Below are 13,412 nucleotides of genomic sequence, written 5' to 3'. Positions count from 1 at the left end.
TCAGTGCCGCTCCCGCCGACCGGCGTCGGCCGGCGGAGCGGCGACGGGACCGTCCGGCGGGTCGGCCGGCCCGCCCGCCGACCGGTTCGCCGACCGGTTCGCCGACCGGTCGGCCGTCCGGTCGATCAGCCACGCCGTCGCCGGCACCACCGTCAGCGCGGTGCACCAGCCGCCGAGGGCGTCGGTCGGATAGTGCGCGCCCAGCGCGACCTGCGCCCAGCCCATGGCCGCGCCCGCGACCAGCGCCGCGGTGAGCACGAGTGACGTGCCGGCCGCCCTGGCGAGGCCGAGCCGGCCGGCCGCGAGCAGCGCCGCCGTCAGGGCGAGCGCGGTGGCGAAGGCGGTGTGCCCGCTCGGGTAGGACAGGTTGTCGGCGCCGTGGATGGTGCGTCCCACCAGGGACTTGAGCAGCGTCGCCGCCCCCACGGTCAGGGCGGCGCCGACGACGACGAGCACCGCCGAGCGAGGACGCCGAAACAGCAGGCAGCCCGACGCGACGGCGACGAGCAGCAGTGCCGCCCCCACGGGCTCCCCCAGGAAGTCCAGGGCGAGTGCGACGGTCCGCCATGGCGGCCGCACGCTGTCCGCCGTCGGCCGCACGAGCCACCGGTCCACTCTGCCGGGTACGCCGGCGCCGGCGTACAGCACCCCGAGAACGACGACCACCAGCGCGGCGAGCCCCGCGACCGGCCGAAGCGTCGAACGCAGTGACGCGGGCAGCGCCGCGTGCGACGACCGGGCGTTCACCGGCCCGTCGTTCACCGGCCTGTCGTTCACCGGCCCGACGCGTTGCGGGCGTGCCCCGCGTTCCGCGCGTCCCTCCTGCCGACTCCCCACCGACGAACCCCCCGTCGTGTCCGACGTGGCCCGCCCGGGAGCCAGTCCTTGCCGCCAGCCTAACAACGACGCGGTCGCGTCCCACGGCGGCCGGAACATCCATGTGCCGTGCCGTGCACCGCGGTCGGCACGTCCGCCCCGGCGGCGGACAGGACCGTCCCCGCGCCACGAGGATGACAAAATGACCGTCATCCGCCTCGCTCGTCGTTGACCGGCCGGGGTGCCGCACATGAGGGCGAGGAATCATCGTGGCCGAACCGTTCGGGGGCGTTCCCCCCTTACACCGCGCATGCGTGACGAGCGTGGCCCGGCATGAGAACTAGCGGCGGCGGGACCACGCCCGGACCGCAGGCGCCCCCCGTGGGCCGGCAGGCGGAGATCGCCCGACTGCTCCGGAGCGTGGAGGGCGGCGGCGAACAGCGGATGCTGATCCTGCTCGGCGAGGCCGGCACGGGCAAGTCACGGTTGCTCGCGGTCGCCGTCGGCCACGCCCGGGACAGCGGAACGCTCGTGCTGGCCTGCCAGGGCACGGAGGCCGAGTCGCGCCAGTCCTTCGCCTCCCTGCACCAGTTGCTCCTCCCCGTCCTGCCCGAGGCGGCCGCGCTGGCCGGACATCTGCGCACGGCGCTCGAGACGGCGTTCGGCGTCGCTCCCGCGCAGGGACCGTCCGACCCCATGCTGCTGCGCGTCGCGGTGCTCACGCTGCTGACCGACGTCGCACGCCGGCGGCGCGTCCTGCTGACGATCGACGACGTCCAGCACTTCGACCGGGACTCCCTCGACGTCCTCGGCTTCGTGATGCGCCGCCTCACCACCGCCGACGTCCACGTGCTGCTGGCGGCCCGCGGACAGACACCGCCCGAGGGGGTGCCTGAGGCCCTGCCCTCCGTGCTGCTGGGGCCCCTGACCGAACGGGCCGCGGCCGAACTCGCGGACGCCCAGCCGCACGTGCCCACCGGCCGGACGCGGATCGAACTGCTGCGACAGGCCGGCGGGAACCCGCTGGCCGTCATCGAACTGTGCCGCGCCGCGGCGGCGGACGGCGGCACGGGCATGCTGCCCGGCGGCGGGCTGCCGCAGACCGAGCGCATCCAGGAGCTGTACGCCGCCCGTCTGCGCGACCTGCCGGGCATGACCCAGCGGCTGATCCTCTACGCGGCGGCGTCGCAGTACGAGGACCTCGACACGATCATGGCGGCCGCGGGCGCCGGGCCGGACCTGTGGGCATGGGCCTCGGCCGAGGAGGCGGGCCTGGTGACCGTCCTGGACGGGCGGGTGGTCTTCCGCCATCCGCTGGCACGCGCCGCCTCCTACCACGCGGCGCCGGCCTATCTCCGGCAGCAGGCGCACCGGGACCTCGCGGCCGCCCTCACGGCCGACCCGGCCCGGCGGGCGTGGCACCTGGCCGCCGCCTGCGTCGGTCACGACGAGTCCGTGGCGGCGGCTCTGGAGGACACCGCCGAACTCGCCGCACGGCTCGGCGGGTTCTTCGCGGCGGGCGAGGCCCTGCAACGGTCCGCCGAGTGCAGCCCCGCGGCCGCCGACCGGGCGCGGCGCTACGCGAAGGCGCTGCGAGCCGCCCAGAACGCCGGCGACCCCTCGTGGGTCGGCGAACTCTACGACCGGATCACCGCGCTGACCGAGGACCGGGACCTGCTGGGCATGGCGGCCTGCGCCGCGGGCATGGCCCTGTCCCTGTTCGGCCGCCAGCGCGAGGCCTTCCAGGTGCTGATGAACGCGCTGGAGCCGAACCCGCCCGGCGACGCCATGACGGTGCTCGCCCTGACCAGCGTGCTGAACGCGGTGGCGTACCAGTCGGGCCTGCCCGAGGTCAGGCGGCCGATAGCGGCGCTGCTGCGCGGGGTGCGGGGCGGGAGCCGGGACACCGTGTACGCCGAGCTGAAGACGACCGACGCCGCCGACGCCGTGGTGGCAGCGACCCTGGCCGGAGCCGATCCGGCCGATGCCGCCGCGTTGTTGCGGGACGTCCGCCGACGGCCGGCGTCGCCCGGGCGGCAGTCGCCCGACATCGCCGAGACGACCCGGATCCTCGGCGTCGGCGCGCTGGCCTGGTACGCCGACGAGTCCGACCTGTGCGTGGAGTCCCTGCGCCGGGGCTACCGCGCGCTCGGCGCCCACGGCGCCATGGGCTCCGCCGCGCCCTCGCTCATGGCGATGGCCGCGACGCTGATCGACACCGGACGGTGGGCGGAGGCCGACCGGCATCTGGAGACGACAGGAACGCTGGCGGCCGTGCACAAGTGGCGGCACATGCAGATCGACGTCGAGGCGCTTCAGGCGATCCTGCGGGCGCTGCGGGGCGAGCCCGGGTCCCCGCCGGCGGACGGGGCGTGGACGGCGGTCGCGCTGGAGGAGAACCGCGCCACCCGCGCGTGGCTGTCGAGGGCCGCCGGCACGGCCGCCGGGGCGGCCGGCGACTTCGACGCCGCGTACCGGCACTTCCGCTCCCTGTTCGACGAGGACGGCACGGCGCTGCACTACTTCCTGTCCCCCCGGTCGGTCGCCGATCTCGCCGCTGCGGCCCAGCGCACGGGCCGCCAGGCGCAGGCCCGGCTGGTCCTCGACGCGGTGCGCGCGGCGGCGGGGGAACGTCCGACGACCCGGATGACGCTGCTGATGCACCACGCCGCCGCGCTGACCGGCGAGGCGAAGGACGCCGAACACCACTTCCGGCTCGCCACGGTGAACCCGGTGGGCGACCAGTGGCCGCTCGCCCGGGCCCAGGCACGGCTCCACTACGCGCAGTGGCTGCGCAGACAGCGGCGGCTCCTGGACGCCCGTCCGCTCCTGGCCACGGCGCTGGAGACGTTCACCCGGCTCGGCGCGTCGGGTCTGGCCGAGGAGGCACGCGCCGAGCTGCGGGCGAGCGGCGTGGCCACCGCTCCCGCCCCGGCCGATCCGCTGTCCGAACTGACCGCGCAGCAGCGCCACATCGTGAGGCTGGCGGCCCGGGGGCTGCGCAACCGGGAGATAGCGGAGCGGTTGCTGCTCTCGCCGCGCACGGTCAGCTCCCATCTCTACAACGTGTATCCGAAACTGGGTGTCAGCAGCCGCAACCAGCTCCGCGACCTGTTCGACGACCTGTGACCCACGACGTGTGACCCATGACCTGTGAGACCTGTGAGACCTGTGACCCACGATCGGTGATGCGCGGCGGGCCGCACCGGCGGGCCCGCTCCCCCCGGTGCCGTCGGGGCCCGGTGTCGTCGCGGCCCCGGTGTCGTCGCCGCCCCGTGGGGTAGCCGAGGCCGGGTGCGCGTGTGCTCCGGACAGCCGGTCACGACGAGGAAGGACGTGCGCCGTTGAACTCCGAACCCGCAGGGCCCCGCGGCGGGCGGGAGCGCCCTTCCGTCGTGCTCGACCCCCTCGTGCAGCGACTCGTCGACGCCTGCGCCGGCCCGCCCTACCTGCACGGGCTGGGACCGGCCGACGGGCGGCAGGCCCTGCTGGAGATGCAGGGGCACGCGTTCGAAGGCTCCGGCCCGGAGGCCGAGTTCCGGGTGGCGCCGGTGGGCCCGCGCGGGCTCGTCGGCTTCTGGCTGTTCCGGCCGGCGCGGCAGAGAGGGCCGCTTCCCGTCGTCGTGTACCTGCACGGCGGACGGTGGATGCTGGGCGACGCCCGGACGCACGCGCGTCTGACGGAGCAGCTGTCGGACCTGAGCGGCGCCGCCTTCGTGGTGCCCGAGTTCACCCGCGCCCCGGAGGCCCGGTACCCGGTCGCGCTGGAGGAGTCGTACGCGCTCCTGAACGCGGTGACACAGCAGGCCGACGAACTGGGTCTGGACGGCCGCAGGCTGGCGCTGGCCGGCGACTGCACGGGCGCGACGCTGGCCACGGCGCTCACCATGCTGGCCAAACGGCGGGGCGGCCCCCGCATCCGGGCGCAGCTGCTGTACTACCCGATGACCGATCCGCACGCCGCCACCCCGTCGCGGGACGAGTTCGCCTCCGGCTACCTGCTGCCGAGCGAGGCTCTGGACCGGTACTGGCGCCAGTACGCCGACGACGCGGACGCGCTCGCCGAGCCGACGGCCTCGCCGATGCGCGCGACCGCGGCGGACCTCACGGGACTGCCGCCCGCCCTGATCGTCACGGCCGAGGCGGACGTCGTCCGGGACGAGGGCGAGCAGTACGCCCGGCTGCTGCGACGGGCCGGCGTCCCCGTGACCGCCACCCGGTACCTCGGAACCGTGCACGACTTCGTGTCCTTGAGCGTGCTGCGGGACAGTCCGCCGACCGTGGCGGCGATCGAGCAGGGCGGCCAGTTCCTCAAACGGCTGCTCGCCGACCCGGCTTCGGCTCCCGTCGAAGACGGACCGTCAGCTTACTGATGCGCCCGGCGGGGGCCGCTTGCGAGGGTGAGAGGCGTGAGGCCGCCTTCGGCGGCAGTCCCGCACAGGAAGGCCACCACGACACAGATGCCCCGAGGAGAACGATCCCGCCCGTTCGTGGAGATGCCCTGGCCCGCCGGAGGCGACGGCAGACATCTGCACCTGGGCGTCAATCTGTCCGACAGCAGCCTGCCCCTGCGTCCGGGCTCCCCGCACGTGCTGGGACCGGGCGACCTCGTGGTCTGGGGCACGGTCCCGCCTGCCGGCGACCTCGCCGAGGAAGTGGCCTTCTTCCGGGTGCCGCGCTTCCTCCTCGACGTGCCGGAGGAAGCCCTGAGGTGTGCTCCCGTGATCCGGGTGGACGGCGGGGACGGCCTGGCGGAATGCGTCTCGCTGTTCCTGTCGGCGCTCGCGAGGACTTCGCGGCACCGGGTCCCGGCGGTCGGCGGGCGGCTCGCCCTGAACACCGCCGACCTGGTCGCCCTGCTGCTCACCGAAGTCCAGGAGAGCGCCGGCGCCGGCGCTCTCGCCGATCCCGCTCACGAGCTGCTGGCGCGGGTCCAGACGCACATCCGGGAGAACCTCGCGGACAGCAGCATGTCACCGGACTCCATAGCCCGGGCGCACCACATCTCCGTGCGCTACCTGCACAAGCTCTTCCGGACCAGCGGCACCACCGTCGGCGCCTGGATCAGACAGCACCGGCTCGCCGCCTGCCGTCTCGAACTCCGCCGGCGCCGCCGCAGCGTGGCCGTGGTGGCCCAGTCCTGGGGGTTCACCAGCCCCTCCCATTTCAGCCGCGTCTTCCGGCAGACCTACGGCCTGTCCCCGAAGCAGTGGCAGAACTCGGTGCTCTGACCGGGAGCGCGCCGTCACCCGCCGGCGAGCCGAACGGCGTGCCGGGCCGTGGGCCCGGTCGTGCGAGGGCACGGGCCCGGCGGCGGGCCCGGCGGCGGGGCCGGCGGCCGTCGCGGGCGACGACGACTCGACGGCCGACCCGGCGGCCTCAGGCCATGGCCAGGACGGACGAGACCAGGGCCCGCAGGCAGACGCTCTCGGCCTCCTCGTCCGGCAGGGAGAGGTGCTGCATCGTCAGTCCGTCGAAACCGGCCAGGAAGAACCTCGCGATGGTCCCGGCGGGCGTGGCGAGCCGGTGACCGGTGCGTGCGGCGGCCTCGTCGACCAGCTTCGTCGTCACCGCAAGGACCTCGCCGTAGTGGCTCTGCAGGGCCTCCTTCAGGTGCGGCGTGCGCAGCGCGAACATGCTCAGCTCGCCGAGCAGCTGGTGCGAGGCGGGCTGTTCGAGCACCGTGCGCCAGAGCGCCTCGGCCAGGGCGACGACGGTCTCCTCGAAGCTCGCGTCCGTGGGCGCGGCCCGTGTCACCTGGTCGACCAGGTCGTGCGTGAGCTGTTCCATGACGGCCCGGTACAGCTCCTCCTTCGTGCCGAAGGTGTAGTGCACGGTCGCCTGGGCCACGCCGAGCTCCGCGGCGATGGCGCGGGTGCTGCCGGCGGCGACGCCCTCCCTGGCCATGAGCCCGATGGCCGCCTTGATCAGTTGGGGACGGCGCTCCGCCGCGGACACATGAGCCATGTCATCGATCCTATCCGACTCAGTCTGTCGAACAGGTCGCTCGACAATGCTCGGTACGTCGCTGGTGGGTCTCCGGTACGCCTCCGGTATGTCCCCGGTGCGCGCCGGGTGCACCCCGCGTACATGATGCGGGCCGGTCGGGCGACCGGCCCGGGTGGGGTCCGCGGCCTCTCAGCGTGCGTTCCTCGGCGCCTCGGAACGGAGCAGGGTGCTCAGGTTGGCCATGGACGTGCGCATGCCGGCGCGCATCGCGGGCTGCTGTACGGCGTCGAGGAGCAGGCCCAGCGGGCCGAGGGCGATGGCGTACTCGACCTGGTAGAGCATCTCCGTCACCTCACGGCCGTCGGCGCTCTGGACCGGGCGGAACTCGAAGGTGCTGGTGATGTCCTGGAGCGGGGCGAAGCCGGTGCCGGTGTCGACGCGGCGCTTGAACGGCTCGATCTCCCTCACGGTCCAGACCGATGCGGTCCTGAGCGGGCCGAGGGTGCGGTTGCGCTCGGCGTAGGTCCTGCCGACGGTGGCGACGCCGTGGTGGTCGGTGACCTCGATGGCGCCGGCGACCCACTCGGCGTAGCGGTCGGTGCGGGAGACGACGTCCCACACCCGCCCTAGGGGGGCGTCGATGACGGCGGTCTCGGCGACGACGAAACGGTTCATGACAGGAATCCCTTGTTCGAAGGTGCTTCTCGCACTCAGATCCGGTGGAGGAGTTCGGCGGCGGCGTGCCGGCCGGAGCGGACCGCGCCGTCCATGTAGCCGTTCCAGTAGGGGGAGAACTCGGCGCCCGCCCAGTGCACGCGGCCGTGGGGGCGGCCCATCCACCGGCCGAACTCGCTGAGCACGCCGGGTGCGGCGACGGAGGTGGGGCCGCCCAGGGTCCACTGCTCGGCGGTCCAGTCCTGCTCGACGTAGTCGGCGGTGTCGAAGGCGCGCTCCCCGACGACCTGGGCGAAGCAGCGCAGGACGGCGCCGCGACGCTCGGCGGCCGGACGGTGCGCCCACGTGCGCCACTCCGTGCCGCCGAGGAAGCCCATGAGGACGCCCGGGCCGCCGTCGGGCGGGGTGTTGTCGAACATCTCGCGGAGGGGGGAGCCGCCGCGCAGCAGGCCCATGCCGGACAACCCGTCCTCCCGCCAGAACGGCTTGTCGTAGACGGCCACGCACTTCATGAGCGTGCCGAACGGCAGTCGCTGGTGGAGCTGGTCCTGCTGGGCCGGCAGCAGCGGGTCCCACCGGATCCGCGACGCCACCATCGGCGGGACGGCGACGACCACCCGGTCGGCCCGCCAGTCGCCGGCGTCGGAGACCACGGTGACGCCGAAGGAGTCCTGGCTGACCCTTCGCACCGGCGCCGACAGATGGACACGGCCGTCGAGTTCCTCCGCGAGCCGCTGGGCGACGAGCTGTGAGCCGCCGACGAATCGGCTGTCCTGGGCGCCGCCCGTGGTGCCGGTGCCGCGTTCCATGGTGCCGGGGTGCGTCTCGTCGCCGAACGTCGAGACGTACCAGAGGCTGAACAGCGCGGACGCGTCGCGCGCCTCGCCGCCGTAGGCGGAGTTCAGGAACAGGTTGACCAGGTCGACGGCGTCGCCGGTGATCTCGGCCTTGCGCAGCCAGGTCTCATAGGTCATTCCGTCCAGTTCACGGGCGTTCGGGGCCTGCCAGGGGGCGGCCGGGTCCACCTTGGCCGCGGCCCGGCCGATGCGGGCCAGGGCGATGCCGATGTCGGGCAGCGCGAACAGGTCCGGAGGGGTGTGTCCCGTGAACCGCTTGGCCTTGCCGTCGTGGACGTAGACGGCGTCGCCGGGCACGGCGGCCTGGTACGTGTCCACGCCGACCTCCTTGGCCAGCGCCAGGATGTGGTCCTGGGTGGGGCCCACGAACTGCCCGCCGATCTCGGTCACTCGACCGTCGCCGAGGTGGTGGTTGAGCAGCCGGCCACCGACCCGGCCGCGGGCCTCCAGCACGGCCACCGACCGGCCCGACGCGACGAGCTCCCGCGCCGCCGTCAGACCGGCCAGCCCCGCACCGATCACCACCGCGTCCGCCCGGCGCGCCGCGTGCGACGTGGCGCCGCCCGGGTTCTGCGCGCCGTCCGTGCCGATCGTGCCGCTCATGATCACTCCTTGTCGTGCGGGTGGGTCCGGGCGCCGAGGACCTGCACCGCGGGACGGCACAGGCCCATGACCTGGCTCTTCCCCGGGGCTGTGCGCTCCGGTGACCTCACCATACAGACGACATGGTCGAGTGACAATGTCGAACGTCTCGGTTGAGTGATTTGGTCACTCGACTTGAGCAGGTGATAAAGTCGCTGCCGAAGCAGCCGGGTGCCGGGCCACGGCATCGGAACGCCTCATGCCTGCAGCCGTTGCGGCGCAGGCCACCCGTTGCGCCGTTCGTCCCGCGTCCGCTCGCGACGCGACGAGACGTCCGGCAGATCCCTTACCGACCTTGGGAGTTCGCCATGGCTGTCCTGCTCCACCGGCTGGGCCGAAGCGCCTACCGCCATCGCCGACTGGTGCTCGGCATCTGGCTCGTGGTCCTCGCCGCGCTCATCACCTGCGTCGGCGTCTTCGGCGGCAGGCTCGACGACCGCTTCACCGTGCCGGGCACCGAGTCGCAACGCGCGCTGGACACGCTCGGCAGGACACTGCCCGAGGCCTCCGGAGCGGACGCCCAGATCGTCTTCGTCGCACCCGAGGGCCACCGCGTCACCGAGGCCCGCTACACCGCGGCCATCGCCCGGGCCGAGGCGACGGCCGCGAAGGCGCCCCAGGTCAAGGCCGTCATGGGCCCGGCGGCCACGGGAGCCGTCTCGGCCGACCGGAGCACGGCGATCGTGCAGGTGCGGTACTCCGTGCAACGGGCCGAGGTACGCCCGTCGTCCCTGGACGTGATCGAGGGGGCGGCCGAGGCCGCCGAGGGGAACGGGCTCAGGACCTCGGTCGGCGGCAGCGCCTACGGCAGCAACGGCGTGCACATAGGGCCGTCCGAGGTCATCGGCGTCGCCGTCGCCCTGCTCGTCCTGGTCGTCACCTTCGGCTCCCTGCTCGCCGCAGGCATGTCACTGCTGCCCGCCCTGCTCGGTGTGGCCGTGGGGCTCGCCGGGCTGCTCGCCCTCACTCCGGCGGTCGGCATCTCGTCCACCGCCGTCACGCTCGCGCTGATGCTGGGGCTGGCCGTGGGCATCGACTACATCCTGTTCATCCTGTCCCGGCACCGCCAGCAGCTCGCCCGCGGCATCGATCCGCAGGAGTCCGTCGCGCTGGCCACCGGCACGGCCGGCAGCGCGGTCGTCTTCGCCGGCAGCACCGTGATCATCGCCCTGGCCGCACTCGGCGTCATCGGCATCCCGTTCCTGACGGTGATGGGTCTCGGTGCCGCCGGAGCCGTGCTCGTCGCGGTCCTGGCCGCGATCACCCTCCTCCCGGCCCTCGCCGGCTTCGCCGGCGCCCGGCTGACCCCGAAGCCCGGCGGCAAGGAGGCCCGGCGGGCCCTGGATCCCGACGGATCCTCGGGCAGGGCGACCCTGGGCGCCCGCTGGGTGCGGGCCGTCGTCGCCAAGCCCCTGCTCACCGTCCTGGCGGTCGCCGGCGTCCTCGTCGCACTCGCGCTCCCCGCGGCGGACCTGCGCCTGGCGCTGCCGGACAACGGCTCGGCGCCGGTCGCCTCCACCGAACGCAAGGCGTACGACACGGTCGGCGAGAAGTTCGGTCCCGGCTTCAACGGTCCGCTGCTGGTACTGACCGAGACCGACGGCCGGTCCGGGGCTCAGGCCGGCGCCGAGGTGGCACGCCGGCTGCGAGACCTCGAGGGGGTCGAGGCGGTGCTGCCGCCGCAGCCCACCCACGATCCCGCGCAGACCGTCATCCAGATCGTGCCCGAGACCGGTCCCGACACGGCCGGCACGGCCCGGCTCGTCCGTGACATCCGTTCCGCGGGCCCGCACATCCACCACGCCACGGGAGCGACCCTCGCGGTCACCGGCGCCACCGCCGTCAACATCGACGTCTCCAACCGTCTCAGCGACTCCCTGCTGCCGTTCATGGCGATCGTCGTCGGCCTGAGCCTGGTCCTGCTGACCATGGTGTTCCGTTCGCTGGTCATCCCGCTCAAGGCCGCCGTCGGATTCCTGCTGTCGGTGGCCGCCTCGCTCGGCACGGTCGTCGCCCTGTTCCAGTGGGGCTGGCTGGCGGACGTCCTCGGCCTCGCACACACCGGCCCCGTCGTCAGCTTCCTGCCGATCATCCTGATCGGCGTGCTCTTCGGCCTCGCCATGGACTACGAGGTGTTCCTCGTCTCCGGGATGCGGGAGGAATGGGTCCACAGCGGCGAGGCCCGGCGCTCGGTGACCGACGGCGCGCGGCACAGCGTCCGGGTCGTCACCGCGGCCGCCCTGATCATGTTCACCGTCTTCGCCGGCTTCTTCCCGCTCGACGACGCCCTGATCAAGCCCATCGCCTTCGCGCTCGCCGTGGGCGTGGCCATCGACGCCTTCGCCGTCCGTCTGACCCTCGTCCCGGCGGTCCTCGCCCTCGCCGGACGGCACGCCTGGTGGCTCCCCGCCTGGCTGGACCGCGTCCTGCCCGACCTCGACGTCGAGGGCACGCGCCTGGAGAAGGCCCCGGAAGAGGAGCCCAGGGAACCCGAGCGAGTCTCCTGAACCGGCAGGGCGCACCCGGCGAACGCGCCGGCCGCGCACAGGGCGAGGCCCTGGCCCGGAGGGGCGCGACCTCCGGGCCAGGGCCTCGCCCCGTACCGGCACAGCCCGGCGAGGTCACCGGGACGACGGCGCCACGACGGGAGGGCGGCCGCCCGTCGGACGGGCCGCAGGAGTCGCGCCGCCCCGCTCAGCCGGCGAGGCGGGGCCGGCCGGCCGGGGCGGGGACCATGCCGAGGCGTTCGAGCAGCAGCCCTTCCCGGGTGGACCAGGGGCAGACCTCGACACTCCTGGCCCCGCAGGCCTCCATGAGCGCCTGCGCGATCAGGGCTCCGGCCAGGGACTGCTCGGCGCGGTGCCGGGAGATGCCCGGCAGCTCGGCACGTCGGGACGTCGCCGTGTCGGCCAGCAGGGAGACCGCCGTCCGCAGTCGGGGCAGCGTCAGCCGCCCTCGGGCCCGCTGCCTCCTGCCCTGCGCGGCGGCGAGCCGGCCCAGCTGTTCGAAGGTCTTGGAGCAGGCCAGCACCCGCCCTCCCGGCTCGGCCTGCGGCAGGTCGGGGACGGCTGCCAGGGACCGGCGGAGGTGTTGCAGGATCTCCGCCGGACTCTGGCCGGACGGCACCGTGCCGCCGGGCAGCCGGTCGCGGGTGATCCTGCGGGCGCCCAGCGGCAGCGAGTGGACGAGGCGGGGCTGGTCCCCGGTGCCGGCGGCGATCTCCACGGTGCCGCCGCCGATGTCCAGGACCAGCAACTGCCCGGCCGTCGGGCCGGCCCATCGGCGTGCGGCCACATAGGCCAGCCGCGCCTCTTCCTCGCCGGGCAGCACGCGCAGCCGGGTGCCGGTGGTGCGCGCCACTTGCGCGATGATCTCCTCGCGGTTGGGCGCGTCCCGGATCACGGAGGTCGCGAACGCGAACACCTCCGGTCCGGACAGACCCGGATCGGCGGCGACGGCCTCGGCCACCGCCCGCTCGACACTCTGCACGCCGACCTTGCCCACACGCCCCTTGCGGTCGAGGGTCTCGTGCAGTCTCAGCCGGACCTTGCGGGAGTACACCGGCTCCAGCACCGTGCCCGGACGCCGCCGCATCACCGTCAGCAGGGCGCTGTGGCACCCGACGTCGAGCACGCCTGCCTGCCGCATCCCATCGCCTCCCCCTGGCCGTGCCCGGCCCGACCGGCTGCCACTCCCCCTCCGACGCCCTCGACGAGGGCAGGCGGGGTTTCCGAACGGGCATGTAAGCATATCGTCACCGCCGATGCACCCTCCGCCCCGAACCGGATCCGTCCGACGGCACGCCGGCGCCCACCCGGACCGAGCAGTGCCCGCGCCGAGGGCCGAGGGCGGCTGTCGCGCCCGATCGCTCCGGCTCCGATGACGGTGATCGCTGCGGAAATGCCGAACCCAGGGTGCGGGAGCCGCGCCCCTGCTCCCCGGGCCGACGGTCGCGAGGGTCAGGCCACCGCGTCGAGCAGGCCGGCCAGCACGTCGGGGCGTTCCAGGGCGATGAAGTGGCCGGCGCCGGCGACCTGTGTGAAGTCGGCGGCCGGAAGCAGTCGTCTGTCGGCTTCCCGGTCCGAGGGGCGGGACCGGTCCTTCTCCCCCGTGGACGAGGTGGACGGGCGCCTTGATCCCGGGGTACGCGAGCGGGCCGCGACGAGGAAGCGGGCGGGGCGATCGACCCGGACCTGCTCGCCCGGCAGCGGATCCTGGTCTTCGACGGCGCGAGCGCCCGTGCGGGCACCGAAGCCGAAACGCAGGCCGGGCTCATCGCCCCCACCGTGACCACCCTGCTCGACGCGGCAGGCGTGCGCTGCCGCGTCCGACGTCATGACCGCGCCGAGCGGAACCTCTGTCGCCCCCTCAGACGCAATGAGTTGCGTGCATCGTGATTGCGCAGGTCACGGGTCTGGTGTGAGTGAAGGCTCGAGTACTCACGCTGGTCGGTAGCCGATGACCATGGTGTAG

Annotated in this window: 9 protein-coding genes and 1 pseudogene; 5 read left to right on the top strand and 5 right to left on the bottom strand. The window is 74.0% G+C overall.

From position 1 onward, the window contains the following. Positions 1–762 (bottom strand): phosphatase PAP2 family protein, encoded by a 762-nt coding sequence (locus ACH4ZA_RS03820; protein ID WP_398427852.1) that lies wholly within the window; start codon positions 760–762, stop codon positions 1–3. A 387-nt stretch (positions 763–1,149) separates the two neighbouring features. Between ACH4ZA_RS03820 and ACH4ZA_RS03815 the strand changes: the two genes are divergently transcribed. From ACH4ZA_RS03815 to ACH4ZA_RS03805, 3 genes are all read left to right on the top strand, one after another. After that, entirely contained in the window at positions 1,150–3,945 is a 2,796-nt protein-coding gene (locus ACH4ZA_RS03815; protein WP_398427850.1) for an AAA family ATPase, read from the top strand. 266 nt (positions 3,946–4,211) lie between these two features. Beyond that, positions 4,212–5,189 (top strand): alpha/beta hydrolase, encoded by a 978-nt coding sequence (locus ACH4ZA_RS03810; RefSeq protein WP_398427848.1) that lies wholly within the window; start codon positions 4,212–4,214, stop codon positions 5,187–5,189. Between the two features lie 87 nt (positions 5,190–5,276). Continuing rightward, positions 5,277–6,047: a helix-turn-helix domain-containing protein gene (locus ACH4ZA_RS03805; protein ID WP_319281366.1), complete on the top strand. Its 771-nt coding sequence runs from the start codon at positions 5,277–5,279 to the stop codon at positions 6,045–6,047. A gap of 148 nt (positions 6,048–6,195) precedes the next feature. Here ACH4ZA_RS03805 and ACH4ZA_RS03800 read toward each other — a convergent pair whose 3' ends face one another. The 3 genes from ACH4ZA_RS03800 to ACH4ZA_RS03790 all read right to left on the bottom strand — a co-directional run bounded on the left by ACH4ZA_RS03800 (position 6,196) and on the right by ACH4ZA_RS03790 (position 8,900). Continuing rightward, positions 6,196–6,783: a TetR/AcrR family transcriptional regulator gene (locus tag ACH4ZA_RS03800; protein WP_319281367.1), complete on the bottom strand. Its 588-nt coding sequence runs from the start codon at positions 6,781–6,783 to the stop codon at positions 6,196–6,198. A gap of 171 nt (positions 6,784–6,954) precedes the next feature. Continuing rightward, the gene (locus tag ACH4ZA_RS03795) at positions 6,955–7,440 is read right to left on the bottom strand and encodes an SRPBCC family protein (RefSeq protein WP_319281368.1); all 486 of its coding nucleotides are present in this window, start codon (positions 7,438–7,440) and stop codon (positions 6,955–6,957) included. A gap of 35 nt (positions 7,441–7,475) precedes the next feature. Further along, positions 7,476–8,900: an FAD-dependent oxidoreductase gene (locus ACH4ZA_RS03790; protein WP_319281369.1), complete on the bottom strand. Its 1,425-nt coding sequence runs from the start codon at positions 8,898–8,900 to the stop codon at positions 7,476–7,478. A 347-nt stretch (positions 8,901–9,247) separates the two neighbouring features. Here ACH4ZA_RS03790 and ACH4ZA_RS03785 point away from each other — a divergent pair, with 347 nt between their 5' ends. After that, positions 9,248–11,446: an MMPL family transporter gene (locus ACH4ZA_RS03785; RefSeq protein ID WP_319281370.1), complete on the top strand. Its 2,199-nt coding sequence runs from the start codon at positions 9,248–9,250 to the stop codon at positions 11,444–11,446. Positions 11,447–11,633: 187 nt separating this feature from the next. Here the strand turns inward: ACH4ZA_RS03785 and ACH4ZA_RS03780 are convergent, their stop codons facing one another. Then, a complete protein-coding gene (locus tag ACH4ZA_RS03780; RefSeq protein WP_398427846.1) occupies positions 11,634–12,587 on the bottom strand; it encodes a hypothetical protein in 954 nt (317 codons plus the stop codon). 512 nt (positions 12,588–13,099) lie between these two features. Here ACH4ZA_RS03780 and ACH4ZA_RS03775 point away from each other — a divergent pair. Then, a pseudogene (locus ACH4ZA_RS03775) lies at positions 13,100–13,258 on the top strand (TetR/AcrR family transcriptional regulator); the annotation flags it as partial. Between the last annotated feature and the right edge of the window lie 154 nt (positions 13,259–13,412).

The sequence above is a fragment of the Streptomyces sp. NPDC020597 genome, from assembly GCF_044335095.1.
Lineage (GTDB): Bacteria > Actinomycetota > Actinomycetes > Streptomycetales > Streptomycetaceae > Streptomyces.
This window is presented reverse-complemented; position numbering and strand designations above follow the sequence as displayed.